The following is a 17,114-nucleotide window of genomic DNA, read 5'->3' as shown; positions in this document are numbered from 1 at the left end:
ACCATGTCCGTCTCCAAGGTCGATCCCTCGACGGCGCACCTGGCGCTGCCCTTCTTCGATGAAGCGCACCGCGAACTCGCGCGCGGCCTGCTGCCCTGGACCGCCGCACAGGACGTGGACGAGCGCGACGACCGCGCGGCCTGCCGCGACTGGGTCCGGCGCCTGGGCGATGGCGGCTGGCTGCGCTACTGCGTGCCGGCGGCCTTCGGCGGTGCGCTCGAGCGCCTCGACTCGCGCGCGCTGGTGCTGCTGCGCGAGACGCTGGCCTTCCATTCGCCGCTGGCCGACTTCGCCTTCGCGATGCAGGGCCTGGGCAGCGGCGCGATCACGCTCGCGGGCAACGCCGCGCAGCAGTCGGACTACCTGAGCGCGGTCGCGCGCGGCGACAGGATCGCGGCCTTCGCCTTGAGCGAACCCGAGGCCGGCTCCGACGTGGGCGCGATGGCGATGCAGGCCGTCGACACCGGCAGCGGCTGGCGACTCGACGGCGTCAAGACCTGGATCAGCAACGGCGGCATCGCCGACTTCTACGTGGTGTTCGCCAAGACCGACCCCGCCGGCGGCACGCGCGGCATCACGGCCTTCATCGTCGATGCCGATGCCAGGGGCCTCGACACCAGCGAACACATCCAGGTGATGGCACCACATCCGCTCGCCACGCTGCGCTTTGGTGCCTGCGAGGTGCCGCACGGTGCGCAGCTGGGCGATGTGCATGGCGGTTTCAAGCTCGCGATGCGCACGCTCGACATCTTCCGTGCTTCGGTGGCCGCGGCCGCACTGGGCATGGCGCGCCGCGCGCTGAGCGAAGCCATCGCGCATGCCAAGTCGCGCCGCATGTTCGGCCAGACCCTGGCCGACTTCCAGCTCACGCAGGCCAAGCTCGGCGACATGGCCGCGCTGGTCGACAGCGCCGCATTGCTCACCTACCGCGCGGCCTGGATGCGCGACGAAGGCGAGCGCACCGGCAAGCCCTTCGCCGACTACACCGCGGCCGCGGCGATGGCCAAGATGTGCGCCACCGAGAACGCGCAGCGCGTGATCGACATGGCGCTGCAGATGCACGGCGGCAGCGGCGTGCAAGTGGGCACGAAAGTTGAGAGTCTCTACCGTGACATCCGCGCGCTGCGCATCTACGAAGGCGCGACGGAGGTCCAGCAACTGATCATCGGCAAATCCGTCCTGCGGGAGTAGACACCTTGAGCGCACAAATCGACCGTTTCGTCCACGATGGACTTCCGCCTGCGGATCAATTGCCGGTCTTCCGGTACGACCTGCCGGAACTGCAACTGCCCGACCAGTTGAACCTGGTCGAGGAACTGCTGGACAAGGCGGGGGCCAAGGGCTTCGCCGACCGGCCGATGCTGCGTTCTCCCACCCGCACCTTGAGCTACGCGCAGGCGGCCGTCGAAGTCAACCGCATCGCGCAGGTGCTGACCGAGGACCTGGGCCTGGTGCCCGGCAACCGCGTGCTGCTGCGTGGCGGCAACTCGATTCCGATGGCGCTGGCCTGGCTCGCGGTGGTCAAGGCCGGCCTGATCGCGGTCGCCACCATGCCGCTGCTGCGCGCACGCGAGCTCGGCGACATCCTCGACAAGGCCAGGCCCACGGTCGCGCTGTGCGAAGCCCGACTGCTCGACGACATGCAGGTCGCGCAGAAGGCGAATCCGGTGTTGAAGACCATCGTGGCCTTCAAGTCGGACGCCCCCGATGCGCTCGAGGCGCTGGCCGCGAAGAAGCGCGGCGTGTTCACCGCCTGCCCCACGGCCGCCGACGACATCGCGCTGCTGGCCTTCACCTCGGGCACCACGGGCAAGCCCAAGGCACCGGCCACCACGCACCGCGACGTGCTCGCGATGTGCGAGACCTGGCCGCGCCATGTGCTCAAGGCCCGGCCCGATGACATCGTGATGGGCTCGCCGCCGCTGGCCTTCACCTTCGGCCTGGGTGGCCTGCTGGTCTATCCGATGTGGGCCGGCTCCTCGGTCTACTACCCCGACATCCCGTACACGCCCGAGGGCATGGTCAAGCTGATCAACGAGACCGGCGCCACCATCGTCTACACCGCGCCCACCTTCTACCGGCAGATGGCGCCCTTCGCCAAGCAGCTCGGGACGCCCACGCTGCGCATCACGGTGAGCGCGGGCGAGGCCCTGCCCGACGCCACGCGCCAACTGTGGAAGGATGCGACCGGCATCGAGATGCTCGACGGCATCGGCGGCACCGAGGTGTTCCACATCTACATCTCGGCGGCCGGCGCCGATGTGCGGCGCGGTGCCGTGGGCAAGGCCGTGCCCGGTTTCACCGCCAAGGTGGTCGACGACGAAGGCCATGAAGTGCCGCGCGGCACCGTCGGCAAGCTGGCCATCCAGGGGCCGGTGGGCTGCCGCTACTTCGACGACCCGCGCCAGGCCAAGTACGTCAAGAACGGCTGGAACTACCCGGGCGATGCCTTCCGCCAGGACGAAGACGGCTACTTCTTCTACCAGGCGCGCGACGACGACATGATCATCACCGCCGGCTACAACGTCGGCGGCCCCGAGGTCGAGGACGCGCTGCTGCAGCACCCGGCCGTGGCCGAGTGCGGCGTGGTCGGCAAGCCCGACGAGGACCGCGGCATGATCGTCAAGGCCTTCTGCGTGCTCAAGCCCGGCATCACCGGCGACGCCGCGCTGTGCAAGGCGCTGCAGGACCACGTCAAGGCGGCCATCGCGCCCTACAAGTACCCGCGCGAGATCGAATTCGTCGAGGTGCTGCCCCGCACCGAGACCGGCAAGCTCCAACGCTTCAAACTGAGACAGAACACATGATGAACAAGCTACTGCAACCACCGGGCTGGCTGCCACCCAAGGGCTACGCCAACGGCATCGCCGCGCGCGGCACCCAGATCTTCGTCGGCGGCCAGATCGGCTGGAACGCGCAACAGGTCTTCGAGACCGACGACTTCATCGCGCAGACCGGCCAGGCGCTGCGCAACATCGTCGAGGTGCTGCGCGAGGCCGGCGCCGGGCCCGAGCACATGGTGCGCATGACCTGGTACATCACCGACCGCGACGAATACAACCGCCGCCTGGCCGAGCTGGGCCCGGTCTACCGCGACGCGATGGGCCGCAACTTTCCCGCGATGACCTGCGTGCAGGTGGCGGCGCTGGTGGAGACGCGCGCCAAGGTGGAGATCGAAGTGACGGCGGTGCTGCCGGACTGAGGCTTCAGCCCCGCGCATGCCCATGCCGCCTGCGGTACTCCGCAGGCGTGATGCCCAGGCGGCGCTGGAACGCGCGGCGCAGCGTGTCGACATCGCTGAAGCCGCAGGCCGCCGCGACCTGCTTGGGCGCGGCCTCGCCGGCCTCGAGCAGCGCACGCGCAGCCGCCACGCGCACGCCCTCGACCCAGGCCGCGGGCGTGACGCCGACCTCCTGCGCGAACAGCCGTGCGAAGTGGCGTGCGCTCAATCCCATGCGGGCCGCGAGCTGCGCGATGCCCAGCTCGGCCGCCGGATTCGCCGTGGCCCAGCGCTGCACCTCCTGCAAGGCGGAGCGGCCCGCCGGCACGGCGTCGCCCTTGCGGCTGAACTGCATCTGGCCGCCAGGCCGCTTGAAGAACATCACCAGCTGCGCCGCGACCTGCATCGCGACCGCGCGGCCCAGGTCCTCCTCGACCAGCGCCAGCGCCAGGTCGAGGCCGGCCGTGACGCCGGCGGCCGTGCGCAGCCGGCCGTCGCGCACATGGATCGCATCGGCATCGACCGTGACCGCGGGGAAGTCGCGCGCCAGCTGCTCGGCCACGGCCCAGTGCGTGGTCACGCGCCTGCCGTTCAGCAGCCCGGCCTGCGCGAGCACGAAGGCACCGCTGCAGACCGAGCCGTAGCGCCGCACCGCCGGGATGCGCGCGCGCAACCATGCCGCGACGTCCGCATCGGCGACCGCGCCGGCCGCATGCGGCGAGCCGGCCACCAGCAGCGTGTGGATCGGTTCGTCGGTCTCGTCGTCGCGGCCGATCACCGCATCGGGCATCAGCCGCACGCCCGAGGAACTGCGGATCGCGCCGGGCCGGCTCGCCACCACGCGCAGCCGGTAGGCCTCGGCGCCGGCCTGCAGGTTGGCCTCGGCGAAGACGTCGAGCGGCCCCGAGACGTCGAGCAGCTGCACGCCGGGCAGGGCCAGGATCGCGATGGTCTTGGGGGTGCGCACGGGGGTGTCCTCTTTGTACGGGCAATGTCTTGATTCGTCGCATCAAGACGATGCCGGACATCATCGCCGAATCCTAGAGTGGAAGCCACCTTCACAGGAGCAATCCACATGACATCGACGACCACCCTCGACGGGGTGCGCATCCCCGACAGCCAGCTGGCCCGCGAGATCACCGAGCAGGTGCGCGACACCGTGCCGCCGCTGCTGTTCCATCACTCGAGCCGGGTCTACTACTTCGGCGCGCTGGCCGGCAGGCGCCGCGGGCTCACCTTCGACCCCGAGCTGCTCTACGCCGGCGCGATGTTCCACGACATGGGCCTGGTGCCGAAGCACAGCAGCGCGAACGAGCGCTTCGAGGTCGACGGCGCCAACGTGGCGCGCGACTTCCTGCGCGGCCACGGCATCGCGCCGCACGACGTCGCCCTGGTCTGGAACGCGATCGCGCTGCACACCACGCCCGGCATCCCGCAGCACATGCACCCGGTGGTGGCGCTGGTCACGGCCGGCGTCGAGATGGACGTGCTGGGCCTGGACTACCCGGCTTTCAGCGAGGCGCAGCGCACCCAAGTCGTGCAGGCGCACCCGCGCACCGAACACTTCAAGGAGGACATCCTCCAGGCCTTCTACGACGGCATCCGCCACAAGCCCGACACGACTTTCGGCAACGTCAAGGCGGACGTGATCGCCGACAACGAGCCGCACTTCCATCGCGGCAACTTCTGCAGCCTGATCCGCTGCTCGGCCTGGCACGGCTGAGCGCTTTGCGGCCTCGGGGCGACGGCGCCGTACCGATGAAAAACTGCGAAGAAAGTTCAAACTTCCGAGCCTCGGCGACCGCCTTGATGACAATTGTCAAATATCATTGCGCCCCATGCCGAGGGCCCCTGCCACCACCTGCCGACTCACCGATGTCCCCGAGCGACAGGTGGGCCATCCGGAAACCGAAACGCTGCAAGCACTGCTCGAGGCCCAGCGCCTCGCGCTGGCCCGCGAGGTCCACGACGACATCGGCGGCGCGCTGACCGCCCTGCACTTCGACCTCTCGCAAGTCCTCCGCCATCCCGATGCCGCCGAGGCCCCGGAGCGCCTGCGCTCGGCGCAGGAAGCCTTGCGCCAGGCGATCGACGCAACCCAGCGCGTGGTGCACGATCTCTACCCGCCCGACCTCGACGACGGCCTGGACGCCGCGCTGCGCGGCCTGGCCGAGCGCTTTCGCCGGCGCACCGGCCTCGCCACCGCCGTCACCGGATCGATCGGCGACGCGGTGCTGCCGGCCGCGCTGCAACTGGCCGCCTACCGCACGGTGCAGGAGGCGCTGAGCAATGTCGCGCGCCATGCGCAAGGCCGTCGCGTGGATATCGCGCTCGACACGTCCGACAGCACCCTGCGCGTGGCCGTGCAGGACGACGGCCGCGGCATCACGCCCGAGGCCGCGCCCGACGACCGACCGTCGTTCGGCCTGCGCGGCCTGGCCGGGCGCGCGCAGTCCGTCGGCGGCTGTTTACACATCGACAGCGCGCTGGGCACCGGCACCACGGTGACGCTGGTGGCACCGCTCGCGCAGGGAGCGCCGGCATGATCAACGTGGTGATCTGCGACGACCACGCGCTGGTGCGCCGCGGCATCCGCCAGACGCTCAGCGAGGCGGTCGACATCCGTGTGACGGCCGAGGCCGCGAGCTATGCCGAGGTGCGCGAGCTGCTGCGCAACAACACGCCCTGCGACGTGCTGCTGCTCGACCTGGGCCTGCCCGGGCGCAGCGGGCTCGAGGTGCTGAGCGCGGTGCTGGCCGACGGCGAGACGCCGATCCGCGTGCTGGTGGTGTCGATGTTCACCGAGGAACAGTACGCGATCCGCTGCCTCAAGGCCGGCGCCCAGGGCTTCGTGAGCAAGGCCGGCGACCCGGCCGAGCTGATCGCCGCGACCCGCACCGTGGCCTACGGCCGCAAGCACGTCACGCCCGAACTCGCGCAGATGCTGGCCGACAGCGTCTCGCGCCCCACCGAGGCGGCCGCCCCGCACACGGTGCTGTCCGACCGCGAGCTGCAGACGCTGGTGATGATCGCCTCGGGCAAGCGCTTGTCGAGCATCGCCGAAGAGCTGATGCTGAGCCCCAAGACCGTGAGCGTCTACCGTTCGCGCGTGCTGGAAAAGCTCAACCTGGCGAACAACGCGGCCATCACGGTCTACGCGATCCGCAACAACCTGGTGTGAGGCGCCTCAGCGCCCGCCCGCGAACAACGAGATCATCCGCTCCATCAGCTGCAGCAAGGGCTGCTCCATCATCGGCAGCACCAGCGCGATGCCGGCCAGCCCGGTGGTCAGCGTGACCGGGAAACCGATGGCGTAGATGTTCATCTGCGGCGCCACGCGCGAGATCACGCCCAGCACCAGGTTCACGAACAGCAGCAGGCCGATCATGGGCAGCGCGATCCACAGCGCGCTGGCGAACAGGTCGGTGCCCAGCTCGTGCATGCGCAGCCGCGCGAGTGCGTCCAGCACGCTGCCGCCCACCGGGAAGGTGTCGAAGCTCTTGATCACCGCCATCAGCACGGTGAGGTGGCCGTTGATCGCGATGAACAGCAGCACCGCGATGTTGCCCAGGAAGCGCGAGACCGCGCTGGTCTGCGCGTTGCTCATCGGGTCGAAGAAGGCCGCGAAGTTGAGCCCCATCTGCAGCCCCACCAGTTCGCCCGCGAGCTCGACCGTGGCGAACACCAGCCGCACCGCGAAACCGATGGTCATGCCGATGGCGACCTGCTGCACCAGCGCGCCCAGGCCCGCGCTCGCGTCGAGCGGCACCGTCGGCTGCGTGCCCAGCGTGGCCTGCGCGCACAGCGCCACCATGAAGGCCAGGCCCACGCGCGCGCGCACCGGGAAGGCGCGCGAGTTGAAGATCGGCGCGGTGGTGAACACGCCCAGCACCCGCAGGAAGGGCCACAGCACTGGCGTGACCCAGGCCATGAGCTGCGCCTCGGTGAAGGTGAGCACGGCGGCGGACCCGGCCTACAGCACCATCTGCGGAATGGATTCGATGGTGCGGCGGATGTAGTCGACCAAGGTGCCCAGCATCCACGGCCCGGCGATGGCGAACACCACCACCGCCGCGACCAGCTTGGGCACGAAGGCCAGCGTGGCCTCGTTGATCTGCGTGATCGCCTGGAAGATGCTCACCACCAGGCCCACCGCGAGCACGGCCAGCAGCACCGGCATCGAGACCATCAACAAAATGACGAGCGCGTCGCGCCCCATCGTCAGAACCATCTCTGCATTCATGGCCGCAGCCTCCTCAGATCGCGAAGCTGGCGGCCAGCGAGCCGATCAGCAGGTTCCAGCCGTCGGCCAGCACGAACAGCATGAGCTTGAACGGCAGCGCCACCAGCACCGGCGACAGCATCATCATGCCCAGCGACATCAGGACGCTCGACACCACGATGTCGATCACCAGGAAGGGGATGAAGATCATGAAGCCGATCTGGAAGGCCGACTTGAGCTCGCTGGTGGCGAAGGCCGGGATCAGCACGCGCATCGGCGCGGTCTCGGCCGTCACCTCGGCGGGCAGCCGGGCCAGGCGCGCGAACAGCGCGAAGTCCGACTGGCGCGTCTGCTTCAGCATGAACTGGCGCATCGGCACCTCGGCCTTGGCCACCGCGGCCTCGAAGCCCAGCGTGTTCTCGGTGTAGGGCTTGTAGGCCTCGTTGTAGACACGGTCGAGCGTGGGCCCCATGACGAACAGCGTGAGGAACAGCGACAGCCCGATCACCACCTGGTTGGGCGGCGCCGACTGCGTGCCCAGCGCCTGGCGCAGCAGCGACAGCACGATCACGATGCGCGTGAAGCCGGTCATCATCAGCAGGATCGCCGGCAGGAAGGACAGCGCGGTGAAGAACAGCAGCGTCTGCACCGGCACCGAGAAGCTGGTGCCGCCCGCGCCCTGGCCGATCAGCAGCGGCAGCTGGCCGCCCGCGGCTTCCTGCGCCTGCGCCGCCACGGCGGCCAGCGCCAGCAGCGCGGCTCCCGTGCGCTTAAGCATGGGGCGCCACCGCGGCCTTGGCCGGCAGCGTGTGCAGGCAGGTGATGGTCTGGCCGGTCACGCCCAGCACGAGCCAGGTGCGCGCGTCCTCGGGGCCGACCTCGACCGTGACGACGCGCTGCTGGGGCCCCACCGCGACCGCCGACACCAGCTTCGAGCCGCCGCCGGGCAGGCCGCCGGGCTGCAGGCCGCGGCGCTGCTGGTAGCGCCTGAGCAGGAAGGGGATCGAGAGGATGGCCGCGACGAACAGGACGACGGTGACGAGACTCTGGGTCATGGAAGCCTGTGCGATCTCAAGCGCGGTGCACGCGTCGCAGCCGCTCCGACGGCGTGACGACGTCGGTCAGGCGGATGCCGAACTTGTTGTTGACCACCACCACCTCGCCCTGCGCGACCAGGTAGCCGTTGACCAGCACGTCCATCGGCTCGCCGGCCAGCGTGTCGAGCTCGACGATCGAGCCCTGGCCCAGCTGCAGCACGTGCTTGATCGACACCTTCTTGCGGCCCAGCTCCACGGTCAGCTGCACCGGGATGTCGAGCACGCGCTGGATGTCCTGCAACGGCGCCTGCGCATCGGCCGCGCTCGCGCCGACGGCCGCGCCGTCCAGCGCCTCGGCCCAGCCGGCGCCGTCGGAAGAAGAAGGGATGCTCTGTTGTTCAACGGTCATGGGAACCTCCAAGCCAATGCGGGTCGTCCCCGCGCAGGCATTCATCGATGCGCAGCGCATAGCGCGTGCTGTGGGTGCCGTAGTGGCAGGCGAAGACGGGCGTGCCGTCGACCGCGGCGACCACGCGCGCCGGCCGGTCGAACTGGATGAAGTCGCCGGCCTTCATGGCCAGCAACTGGGCGACGGTGAGCTCGGCCTGCGCGAACTCGGCCACCAGCGTGACCTCGGCCGACTGGATCTCGCGCGTGAGCGCCGTGACCCAGCGCCGGTCCTCGGCCATCGCCTGCGCCTGCTGCGCGCCGTAGAGCACGTCGCGGATCGGGTCCAGCGCGCCGTAGGGCAGGCAGATGCGCACCGAACCCTCGAAGTCGCCGATGGCGATCTTCAGCGTGGTCACCACCACCTTGTCGGCCGGCGCCGCCACGTTGACGAACTGCGGGTGCGTCTCGCTGCGCACATGCGCGAGCTCGAGCGGGTAGATCTCTTTCCAGGCCTTGTTGTATTCGGTGCAGACGATGCCCAGCAGGCGCTGGATCACGCGCTGCTCGGTGGGCGAGAAGTCGCGGCCTTCCATCGGTGCCTGCAGCGTACAGGCGCCGCCGTAGAGCGCATCGACCAGCACCGAGATCAGCGTGGCGTCGCACACCACCAGGCCATGGCCGCGCAGCGGCTGCAGCGCGACCACGTTGAAGTTGGTCGGCGGCGCCAGCGAGGCCAGGAAGTCGGCGTAGCCCTGCACCTCGACCGGCGCGATGGCGATCTCGGCGCCGCGGCGCACCAGCTGGAACACGCCCACGCGCAGGTGGCGCAGGAAGCGCTCGTTCACGATGTCCAGCGTGGGCATCGGGCGGCGCACCAGCCGGTCGGCCGCGGCCAGGTCGTAGGCGCGCGCGGCGGCCTCGGCCATGCGCGCCACCGGGTCGGCCGGCGCGGCGCCGGTGAACGCATCGTCCGTGGCGGGGTCGGTGCTCATTGCACGATGAAGCTGGAGAACAGCACGGCCTGCACCGGGCCCTGGCTTTTCTTGCGGCGCACCGGCGCGTCCTCGTCGCCCTTGGCCGGCTTGGGCGGCTCGATGTCGTAGCCCAGCAGGCGCGAGACCTCGACCTGGATGTCGGTGGCGAGCTTTTCCTTGCCGTCGCGCTTGAGCAGTTCCTCGGAGGTGCGCTGCGAGACCATCATCAGCACGCCGTTGCGGATCTTGGGCATCAGCTGCTTGATCTGCTCGGCCGCCTTGTCGTTCTGCAGTTCGAGCGTGATGCCGACCTGCGCCACGCGGTCGCCGCCGCCGTCGGCCAGGTTGAACACCATGTTGTCCAGCGCCAGGTAGCTCGGCGTGGCGGCCTTGGGCGTCTCGGCCACGGCCTCTTCCTCATGGGCCGGCGCGTGGGCCTTCTTGTTGTTGTTGAGGAAGAACCAGGTACCGCCGGCGCCGCTGACGAGCAGCAGCACGCCGGCCAGCCCGAGCAGCAGGGGCTTGAGCTTGCCCTTGGGCTTGTCGGTGGCCGGCGCGGATTCGGCAGCTTTGGCGGACACGGGCTTTCCTTGGGTCGTTCGTTGGGAATCGGATCACAGGCACGGCGTCCGGCGCACCGGAGGCGCTGTGCATGCGGTCGATTATTCGATTGGCAGGGTGAAGCGAAGCCCGGGAAAAGCGGCGCAAAAGCCGCGCTTATGGCGGCTTGGTCTCAAACGTAGAGGTCGAGCGGACGGCTGCCGTCGGCGCGCAGCGCCATGACCCGAGGCCGCACGTCGACTGCATCGACCGCGCCGACCGAAGCCTGGCCCTTGCCCGGCGGCCGCGCGGGATGGCCGCCCTGCCCCTGCGGGTCGCGGGCCTGGCTGCCGACCGAGGCCTGCGACAGCAGCAGGCCCTCGTTGCCGAACATCTGCTTGAGCTCGGGCAGGGCCTGCGCGAGCATCTGGCGCGCCTCGGGCTGGTCGCTGCGGAACACCACCTGCGCCTCGTTGCCCTGCAGCTTCACGCTCACCGACACCGGCCGGCCGTCGAGGGCCATGCTGAGCTCCGCGCCCTGGGTCTTCTGCGCCATCCACCAGCTCACCTGCTCGGTCATGCGCTCGGCCAGGCCCGGATGGCCCAGCGACGCGCCGGCGGCCGCGGCATCGACCGGTGCCATGAAGGGCGACGGGTTCGAGGCATCGGCGCCGGCCAGCGGCGACGGCCCGGTGCCCGCGACCGGGCCGGCCGATGCGGTGGCGCGCTCCCAGCGGCGCGGCAGGCCCTGGGCCTCGGGCGACAGCAGGCCCGGGCCCATGCCGGGCAGGGCCTGCAGTTCGGCGCCCGGGTGCTGTACCAGCGCCGTGAGCGTCTGGCGCGCGGAAGGCTCGGTGGCCGCTGCCGCGTCGCGCTGTGCCATGCGTTGCTGCTGCAACAGCAGCGCGGTGGCGGGGGCGGCCGTGGGCACGTCGGCTGCGGGGACCCCGGTGGCAGGTGCGGGATGCACGGGCGGCGTCGGGGCATCGTTCGCCGCCAGGGGCTGCGCCGGCGACGCCGTGCGCGCGCTCACGCTGCGGTCGACCGTCCCCACGGACCCGACACCGTGCGCCGCGGTCGGTCCCGGCGTGGCCGACGGCGCGAGGGTCGGCAGGCGCGGCACGCCACCGCTCTGGGCCAGCCATGCCGCGTCGCCGGTCGGCGCTTCCACCGCCACGGCGACCGCGGGGGCCGTCCCGGTTTCGGTCTCCTTGTCCTTGGCGGGCGCAGTGGTGTCGGCAGCGGTGTCGGTCGCCGTGTCGACCTCCTTCTCCACCGTGGCCGCGTCCACGCGCTCGCAGGCCGCCAGCGCGGCACCGAAACCCGTACCGTCGGCCGCCTCGGCCGATGGCTTTGCGCGGGCGGGCGCCGGCGCGGCCGCCGGCGTGGCGGTGCGAAGCCCTTCGACCGCCATCAGAGGAAGCCGCCCAGCGGGTTGCCCTGGCGCCGGCTGTACTGCAGCGCCGCGCGCTCGTCGGACTGCTTCTGCTCGCGCCGCTCCAGCGTGAGCTGCTCGTCGTGGCGCCGTGCCGCCAGCAGCTGGCGCAGGCTCTCGAGCCGCGCCTCGGCCGCGCGCGAACCGACCGACGCGCGCTCGACCTGGCGCCCGTGGTCGGCCACGATGCCGGTCTGCAGCCCGATCGCATGCGTGAGCCGCGCCATGAACTGGTAGTGGTGCCGCATGATCTCGGGCATGCAGTTCGCCTGCTGGCGCGCCCAGCGCTCGGTGCACTCGGTGGCGTAGCTCTCGAGCTGGTCGAGCTGCTGCTTGGCGGCGGTCCAGCCCTGCAGCGCCTGCGCCACCACCTGGGCCGCGGCGTCGCGCCGGTCGCGCGCCTGCGACAGCGCAAGCTCCAATCCATTCATTCCGGACATGCGGACTCCTTGGTGTGCATCGGGCAGGCGGGTGTCATGTCAGCGCCCAGGCCATGCCGTCGATGCTCTGCGCGAAGGCCGCGCCCTCGTGCATGTTCTGTTGCAGGAAGGCGCTCATCGCCGGCTGCAGCCGGATCGCCTCGTCGAGCGCCGGATCGCTGCCGGGCACGTAGACGCCCAGGCGCACCAGGTCGCGGCTCTTGCGGTAGCGCGAATAGATGGCGCGGAACTGCCGGGCCGCATCGAGGTGCGCGGGCGCGACCACGTTGTGCATCACGCGCGAGGCCGACTGCTCGATGTCGATGGCAGGGAAATGCGCCTCCTCGGCCAGCCCGCGCGACAGCACGATGTGGCCGTCGAGGATCGCGCGCGCCGCGTCGGCGATCGGGTCCTGCTGGTCGTCGCCTTCGGACAGCACGGTGTAGAAGGCGGTGATCGAGCCCACGCCGTGCAGGCCGTTGCCGCTGCGTTCCACCAGCTGCGGCAGCTTGGCGAAGCACGAGGGCGGGTAGCCCTTGGTGGCCGGCGGCTCGCCGATGGCCAGCGCGATCTCGCGCTGCGCCATCGCGTAACGCGTGAGCGAGTCCATCAGCAGCAGCACATGCCGCCCCTGGTCGCGGAAGTGCTCGGCGATGGCGGTCGCATAGGCCGCGCCCTGCATGCGCAGCAGCGGCGGCGCATCGGCCGGCGCCGCCACCACCACCGAGCGCGCGCGGCCCTCCTCGCCCAGGATGTCCTCGATGAATTCCTTGACCTCGCGGCCGCGCTCGCCGATCAGGCCGACCACGATCACGTCGGCCTCGGTGTAGCGCGCCATCATGCCCAGCAGCACGCTCTTGCCCACGCCCGAGCCCGCGAACAGGCCGATGCGCTGGCCGCGACCCACGGTGAGCAGCGCGTTGATGGCGCGCACGCCGGTGTCCAGCGGCTCGCGCACCGGGTCGCGGTCCATCGCGTTGATCGGTTGGCGGTCCAGCGGCTCGGCCGTCACGTCGTTCATCGGGCCCTGGTGGTCGAGCGGGCGGCCCTGCGGGTCGACCACCCGGCCCAGCAGCCCCGGGCCCAGCGGCAGCCGCAGCGCGCCCATGCGCATCGAGACCTCGCGTTCGGGCTCGCCCAGGCGCGGCACCGGCACATAGGGCGCGGCCGGCGTCACGCTGGCGCCGCTCGACAGGCCGTGCACGTCGCCCGCGGGCATCAGGAAGGCGCGGTCGCTGGCGAAGCCCACCACCTCGGCCAGCACCGGCGGCTGCGCGCCCATGCGCACCAGGCACTGCGAGCCGACCGGCGAGCGGATGCCCGTGGCCTCCAGCACCAGGCCGGCCAGCCGCGTGAGCGTGCCCTGCACCTCGAGCCCGGGCGCCTGCTCGACGCGCGCACGCGCGTCGCCCATGAAACGTTGCCACGCGGCGCGTTCAGGCGGCATGCGGGCCGTCCTCCGGTGTGTCCTGCCACGGCATCGCCAGCCCCAGGCTCGCGACCGCGCGCGACCAGCGCGTGGCCACACCGCCGTCGACAACCGCGCCCGCGGATTCGACGCGGCAGTCGCCGGGCGCCACCGAGGCGTCGGAGACCACACTCATGGCCTGGCCCGCGAACTCGGCGCGCAGGTGCGCATCGAGCGCCTCGAAGTCGGCCGGCGCCAAGCGCACGCAGGCGCTCCTGCCGTCGGCGCGCAGCAGTTCGATGGCCTCGCGCACCACGGGCTCCAGCGCCAGCGGCTGCGTCGCGAGTTCGTGGCGCAGCACCTGGCGCGCGAGCGCGCAGGCGATCTCCAGGGTGCCGCGCGCGATGTCCTGTTGCGCCTCGGCCAGGCCGGCCTCGGCCGCGGCCAGCAACGCCGCCAGGCGCTGCGCGGTGTCGCGGCCCTGGGTGGCGATGTAGGCGTCCATCTCGGCACGTGCCTGCGCCAGCGCCTCGGCCCGGCCGGCCGCATGACCTTCGGCGAAGCCCTGGTCCTGCGCCTCCTGCAGCGCGGCCGGGTCGGCGATGCCGCCCTGCGGCTCGCCCGTGGGGCCGACGGTGGCGAACTGCCAGCGCGAGAAGCCGGCGATGTCCTCGCTGGGGATGAAGGTGCCGCGCATCGCCTGCCTTCCTTAGACGAAGCCGCCGTCGGCGCCGCCGCCCAGCACGATCTGGCCTTCGTCGGCCAGGCGCCGCACCGCCTTGAGGATTTCCTTCTGCTGCGCCTCGACTTCCGACAGCCGCAGCGGGCCGCGCGATTCGAGGTCTTCGCGCAGCGCCTCGGCCGCGCGCGAGGACATGTTGGCCAGGAACTTCTCGCGCAGCGCCGGGGCCGCGCCCTTGAGCGCGACGATCAGCGTTTCCGACGCCACTTCCTTGAGCACCAGCTGCAGCGACTTGTTGTCCAGCTTCATCACGTCGTCGAAGACGAACATCAGGTCGGCGATCTGCTGCGCCAGCTCGGGGTCGTGCACGCGGATCGCGTCGATGGCCTGGGTGTCGATGCCCGCACCCAGCATGTTGATCATGCCGGCGGCGGTCTTGGCGCCGCCCAGCGAGGCCTTGCGGATCTTGGCGCCGCCCTGCAGCACGCGGAACATCACCTCGTTGAGGTCTTCCAGCGCCGCGGGCTGGATGCCTTCCAGCGTGGCCACGCGCAGCAGCACCTCGGCGCGCTGCGACTCGGGCAGCTGCACCAGGATGGCCGAGGCATGCTCGGGCTCGAGGTGCACCAGGATGGCGGCGACGATCTGCGGGTGCTCGACCTTGAGCACCTCGGCCACCGAGGGCGCGTCCATCCACTTGAGGTTCTCGATGCCGCTCAGGTCGGGCGCCTGCAGGATGCGGTCGACCAGGATGGTGGCCTTCTCGTCGCCCAGCGCGCGCTGCATGATCGAGCGCACGTAGTCGCCGGTGTCGGCCGCGAACAGGCTCTGGCCTGCGGTCGCGGCGATGAAGCGGTCGGCCACCTCGCCCAGGCGTTCGCGCGAGACGGCGCGGGTCTTGGCGATGGTCTCGCCGATCTTCTGCACCTCGCGCGGCGAGAGATGGCGCAGCACCTGGCCGGCCTCCTCTTCGCCGAGCGACATCAGCAGGACCGCCGCGTCGTTGAGTCCTTGTTCGTCCATGGCCACGCGTCAGGCTCCCGCGGCGGCATCGCCGTTGACCCAGCTCTTCACGATGTTGGCCACCGCCACCGGGTTCTGCCGCGCCATCTGGCGCGCGCCTTCCAGCCGCGCCTGCTCGGGCACTTCCTGCGAGGGCGAGGGCAGCGCCTGTGCCGCTTCGGGCGAGGCGAGCGCGGGCCGCAGCGGCGTCTCGGCCACCATCGCGTTGAGCTGCGCGCCGGGCAGCGGCACCAGCGCGGGCGCCACCGGTGCCGCGACCGCGATCGCCTTCATGCCCGGGCGCACCAGGCCGAAGAGCACGATCAGGCCGATCACCGCCAGGCCCACGGGCCAGGCGAAGCTGCGCACCAGGTCCAGCACCTCGGGGCGCTTCCACAGCGGCAGGTCGACCGGCGTGCTCGCATCGACCAGGAAGGGCGTGTTCATCAGGTTGACCGAGTCGCCGCGTTCCTTGTTGAAGCCGATGGTCTCGCGGATCAGCGCGGTCATCTGCTCGATCTGCTGCGGCGTGAGCGCGGTGGCGCTGGCCTTGCCCTGGGCGTCGGCGATGCTCTGGTAGTTGACCACCACCGCGGCGCTCAGGCGGCGGATCTGGCCGGTCGCGCCACGCACGGTCTTCACCGTTTTGTCGACCTCGTAGTTGATGATCGACTCGCGCTTGCCCGGCGCCTTGGCGGCATCGGGCGTGGCGGCCGCGGTGCCGGTCGGGGCCAGCGGCGCGGCCGCGCCGTTGATCGGTGCCGACGGCGGCGCGGGCGGCTGGTTGGAGGTCGCGCCGGGCACGCCCGTGGCGGCCGCCGCGCCGGCCGCCGCGGCGCCATGGCTCTCGACGGTCTGCTGGCTGCGCACCGCGCTGGCGTCGGCCGCGAGGTTGGGCCGGTGTTCTTCCGAGGTGGCTTCGGTCTGCGAGAAATCGACGTCGGCCGTGACCTGGGCCTTCACGTTCTGGCGTCCGACCACCGGCTCGAGGATGTCGAGGATGCGGCGCGTGTACTGCTGTTCGAGCTGCTGCACGTAGGCCAGCTGCTGGCCGTCGACCGCGCCCGCCGCGCCGCCAGGGCCGTCGCCGGTGTTGGACAGCAGCTTGCCGCTGTCGTCTAGCACGCTCACCGCACCGGGGCTGAGCTCGGGCACGCTGGAGGCCACCAGGTGCACGATGCCCGCGATCTGGCTGCGCTCGAGCACGCGGCCGGGGTAGAGGCTCAGCAGCACCGAAGCCGAGGGCTTCTGCTGCTCGCGGAAGAAGCCGTTCTGGTTGGGCAGCGCCAGGTGCACGCGCGCGCTCTGCACCGAGCCCAGGGCCTGGATCGAGCGCGTCAGCTCGCCTTCGAGGCCGCGCTGGAAGCTCAGCTTCTCCTGGAACTGCGTCATGCCGAAGCGGTTGTTCTCCATCAGCTCGAAGCCCGCCACCGAGCCCTTGGGCAGGCCCTGCGAGGCCAGGCGCAGGCGCACGTCGTGCACCTTGTCGGAGGGCACCATCACCGCGCCGCCGCCTTCGGAATACTTGTAGGGCACGTTCATGGTCGCGAGCTGCGCCACCACCGCGCCGCCGTCCTTGTCGCTCAGGTTGGCGTAGAGCACGCGCCAATCGGGCTGGCGGCCCAGCACGATCGCGGCGATGGCGATGGCCACCAGCACCACCGCCCCCACGGCCAGGCGCATGCGCTGGCGGCGATCGAGCGCGGCGAGCCGGCCGGCCCAGGGTGCGGGCGGCGCGGAGAGAGCGGCGGCAGGAAGTTCGGCAACAGCGGACATGGGCTCGAT

The 17,114-nt window shown here is 71.0% G+C and carries 20 protein-coding genes; 6 read left to right on the top strand and 14 right to left on the bottom strand.

What is annotated here, in order from left to right; genetic code table 11:
- Positions 1-3: 3 nt before the first annotated feature.
- The 3 genes from A9977_RS29515 to A9977_RS29505 are packed head-to-tail and all read left to right on the top strand — an operon-like array spanning position 4 to position 3,202.
- Positions 4-1,191, top strand: a complete 1,188-nt coding sequence (locus tag A9977_RS29515) for an acyl-CoA dehydrogenase family protein (RefSeq protein ID WP_183028367.1) — start codon at positions 4-6, stop codon at positions 1,189-1,191.
- Between the two features lie 5 nt (positions 1,192-1,196).
- Positions 1,197-2,807 carry an AMP-binding protein gene (locus A9977_RS29510; RefSeq protein WP_183028366.1) on the top strand — a complete coding sequence of 537 codons (1,611 nt, stop codon included), beginning with the start codon at positions 1,197-1,199 and terminating at the stop codon, positions 2,805-2,807.
- On the top strand, positions 2,804-3,202 hold the full coding sequence (locus A9977_RS29505) for a RidA family protein (protein WP_183028365.1): 399 nt from the start codon (positions 2,804-2,806) through the stop codon (positions 3,200-3,202). Before A9977_RS29510 ends, A9977_RS29505 begins: the two co-directional genes overlap by 4 nt.
- Before the next feature lie 4 nt (positions 3,203-3,206).
- On the opposite strand, the gene A9977_RS29500 is transcribed toward A9977_RS29505, so the two are convergent.
- Complete coding sequence (locus A9977_RS29500; protein ID WP_183028364.1) at positions 3,207-4,187, bottom strand: helix-turn-helix domain-containing protein; 981 nt, start codon at positions 4,185-4,187, stop codon at positions 3,207-3,209.
- A gap of 108 nt (positions 4,188-4,295) precedes the next feature.
- Here A9977_RS29500 and A9977_RS29495 point away from each other — a divergent pair, with 108 nt between their 5' ends.
- From A9977_RS29495 to A9977_RS29485, 3 genes are all read left to right on the top strand, one after another.
- The gene (locus A9977_RS29495) at positions 4,296-4,943 is read left to right on the top strand and encodes an HD domain-containing protein (RefSeq protein ID WP_183028363.1); all 648 of its coding nucleotides are present in this window, start codon (positions 4,296-4,298) and stop codon (positions 4,941-4,943) included.
- Between the two features lie 115 nt (positions 4,944-5,058).
- A complete protein-coding gene (locus A9977_RS29490) occupies positions 5,059-5,766 on the top strand; it encodes a sensor histidine kinase (RefSeq protein WP_183028362.1) in 708 nt (235 codons plus the stop codon).
- On the top strand, positions 5,763-6,401 hold the full coding sequence (locus A9977_RS29485) for a response regulator transcription factor (RefSeq protein ID WP_183028361.1): 639 nt from the start codon (positions 5,763-5,765) through the stop codon (positions 6,399-6,401). Before A9977_RS29490 ends, A9977_RS29485 begins: the two co-directional genes overlap by 4 nt.
- 6 nt (positions 6,402-6,407) lie before the next feature.
- On the opposite strand, the gene fliR is transcribed toward A9977_RS29485, so the two are convergent.
- The 13 genes from fliR to fliF all read right to left on the bottom strand — a co-directional run bounded on the left by fliR (position 6,408) and on the right by fliF (position 17,105).
- The gene (fliR, locus tag A9977_RS29480) at positions 6,408-7,178 is read right to left on the bottom strand and encodes a flagellar biosynthetic protein FliR (protein WP_183028360.1); all 771 of its coding nucleotides are present in this window, start codon (positions 7,176-7,178) and stop codon (positions 6,408-6,410) included.
- Between the two features lie 15 nt (positions 7,179-7,193).
- Positions 7,194-7,463, bottom strand: a complete 270-nt coding sequence (gene fliQ, locus A9977_RS29475) for a flagellar biosynthesis protein FliQ (protein ID WP_183028359.1) — start codon at positions 7,461-7,463, stop codon at positions 7,194-7,196.
- A 13-nt stretch (positions 7,464-7,476) separates the two neighbouring features.
- Entirely contained in the window at positions 7,477-8,220 is a 744-nt protein-coding gene (gene fliP / locus A9977_RS29470) for a flagellar type III secretion system pore protein FliP (RefSeq protein WP_183028358.1), read from the bottom strand.
- The gene (locus tag A9977_RS29465) at positions 8,213-8,497 is read right to left on the bottom strand and encodes a flagellar biosynthetic protein FliO (protein ID WP_183028357.1); all 285 of its coding nucleotides are present in this window, start codon (positions 8,495-8,497) and stop codon (positions 8,213-8,215) included. The genes fliP and A9977_RS29465 overlap by 8 nt, the downstream gene beginning before the upstream one ends.
- A 16-nt stretch (positions 8,498-8,513) precedes the next feature.
- Positions 8,514-8,888, bottom strand: coding sequence for a flagellar motor switch protein FliN (fliN, locus tag A9977_RS29460; protein ID WP_183028356.1), 375 nt, complete (start codon positions 8,886-8,888; stop codon positions 8,514-8,516).
- Positions 8,878-9,861 carry a flagellar motor switch protein FliM gene (gene fliM, locus A9977_RS29455; RefSeq protein ID WP_183028355.1) on the bottom strand — a complete coding sequence of 328 codons (984 nt, stop codon included), beginning with the start codon at positions 9,859-9,861 and terminating at the stop codon, positions 8,878-8,880. The genes fliN and fliM overlap by 11 nt, the downstream gene beginning before the upstream one ends.
- The gene (gene fliL / locus A9977_RS29450; protein ID WP_183028354.1) at positions 9,858-10,424 is read right to left on the bottom strand and encodes a flagellar basal body-associated FliL family protein; all 567 of its coding nucleotides are present in this window, start codon (positions 10,422-10,424) and stop codon (positions 9,858-9,860) included. The genes fliM and fliL overlap by 4 nt, the downstream gene beginning before the upstream one ends.
- 152 nt (positions 10,425-10,576) lie before the next feature.
- Complete coding sequence (locus tag A9977_RS29445; protein ID WP_183028353.1) at positions 10,577-11,797, bottom strand: flagellar hook-length control protein FliK; 1,221 nt, start codon at positions 11,795-11,797, stop codon at positions 10,577-10,579.
- On the bottom strand, positions 11,797-12,258 hold the full coding sequence (locus tag A9977_RS29440; RefSeq protein ID WP_183028352.1) for a flagellar export protein FliJ: 462 nt from the start codon (positions 12,256-12,258) through the stop codon (positions 11,797-11,799). The genes A9977_RS29445 and A9977_RS29440 overlap by 1 nt, the downstream gene beginning before the upstream one ends.
- Before the next feature lie 34 nt (positions 12,259-12,292).
- The gene (gene fliI, locus A9977_RS29435) at positions 12,293-13,684 is read right to left on the bottom strand and encodes a flagellar protein export ATPase FliI (RefSeq protein WP_183028351.1); all 1,392 of its coding nucleotides are present in this window, start codon (positions 13,682-13,684) and stop codon (positions 12,293-12,295) included.
- Positions 13,674-14,342 carry a FliH/SctL family protein gene (locus A9977_RS29430; protein ID WP_183028350.1) on the bottom strand — a complete coding sequence of 223 codons (669 nt, stop codon included), beginning with the start codon at positions 14,340-14,342 and terminating at the stop codon, positions 13,674-13,676. The genes fliI and A9977_RS29430 overlap by 11 nt, the downstream gene beginning before the upstream one ends.
- A gap of 12 nt (positions 14,343-14,354) precedes the next feature.
- Entirely contained in the window at positions 14,355-15,350 is a 996-nt protein-coding gene (gene fliG, locus A9977_RS29425; protein ID WP_183028349.1) for a flagellar motor switch protein FliG, read from the bottom strand.
- Positions 15,351-15,359: 9 nt separating this feature from the next.
- Positions 15,360-17,105: a flagellar basal-body MS-ring/collar protein FliF gene (gene fliF / locus A9977_RS29420; protein ID WP_183028348.1), complete on the bottom strand. Its 1,746-nt coding sequence runs from the start codon at positions 17,103-17,105 to the stop codon at positions 15,360-15,362.
- Positions 17,106-17,114: the final 9 nt, after the last annotated feature.

The sequence above is a fragment of the Variovorax sp. UMC13 genome (genome assembly GCF_014170375.1).
Taxonomy (GTDB): domain Bacteria; phylum Pseudomonadota; class Gammaproteobacteria; order Burkholderiales; family Burkholderiaceae_C; genus Variovorax.
Note: the sequence above shows the minus strand (reverse complement) of the source record. Positions and strands in the feature narration are given on the sequence as shown.

Bases quoted from the DNA above. Each gene is read 5' to 3' on its own strand.
- A9977_RS29515 (WP_183028367.1), top strand. From the start codon at position 4: ATGTCCGTCTCCAAGGTCGATCCCTCGACGGCGCACCTGGCGCTGCCC.
- A9977_RS29505 (WP_183028365.1), top strand. From the start codon at position 2,804: ATGATGAACAAGCTACTGCAACCACCGGGCTGGCTGCCACCCAAGGGC.
- A9977_RS29495 (WP_183028363.1), top strand. From the start codon at position 4,296: ATGACATCGACGACCACCCTCGACGGGGTGCGCATCCCCGACAGCCAG.
- A9977_RS29490 (WP_183028362.1), top strand. From the start codon at position 5,059: ATGCCGAGGGCCCCTGCCACCACCTGCCGACTCACCGATGTCCCCGAG.
- A9977_RS29485 (WP_183028361.1), top strand. From the start codon at position 5,763: ATGATCAACGTGGTGATCTGCGACGACCACGCGCTGGTGCGCCGCGGC.
- fliQ (WP_183028359.1), bottom strand. From the start codon at position 7,463: ATGAATGCAGAGATGGTTCTGACGATGGGGCGCGACGCGCTCGTCATT.
- fliP (WP_183028358.1), bottom strand. From the start codon at position 8,220: ATGCTTAAGCGCACGGGAGCCGCGCTGCTGGCGCTGGCCGCCGTGGCG.
- A9977_RS29465 (WP_183028357.1), bottom strand. From the start codon at position 8,497: ATGACCCAGAGTCTCGTCACCGTCGTCCTGTTCGTCGCGGCCATCCTC.
- fliN (WP_183028356.1), bottom strand. From the start codon at position 8,888: ATGACCGTTGAACAACAGAGCATCCCTTCTTCTTCCGACGGCGCCGGC.
- fliM (WP_183028355.1), bottom strand. From the start codon at position 9,861: ATGAGCACCGACCCCGCCACGGACGATGCGTTCACCGGCGCCGCGCCG.
- A9977_RS29445 (WP_183028353.1), bottom strand. From the start codon at position 11,797: ATGGCGGTCGAAGGGCTTCGCACCGCCACGCCGGCGGCCGCGCCGGCG.
- A9977_RS29440 (WP_183028352.1), bottom strand. From the start codon at position 12,258: ATGTCCGGAATGAATGGATTGGAGCTTGCGCTGTCGCAGGCGCGCGAC.
- fliI (WP_183028351.1), bottom strand. From the start codon at position 13,684: ATGCCGCCTGAACGCGCCGCGTGGCAACGTTTCATGGGCGACGCGCGT.
- A9977_RS29430 (WP_183028350.1), bottom strand. From the start codon at position 14,342: ATGCGCGGCACCTTCATCCCCAGCGAGGACATCGCCGGCTTCTCGCGC.
- fliG (WP_183028349.1), bottom strand. From the start codon at position 15,350: ATGGACGAACAAGGACTCAACGACGCGGCGGTCCTGCTGATGTCGCTC.
- fliF (WP_183028348.1), bottom strand. From the start codon at position 17,105: ATGTCCGCTGTTGCCGAACTTCCTGCCGCCGCTCTCTCCGCGCCGCCC.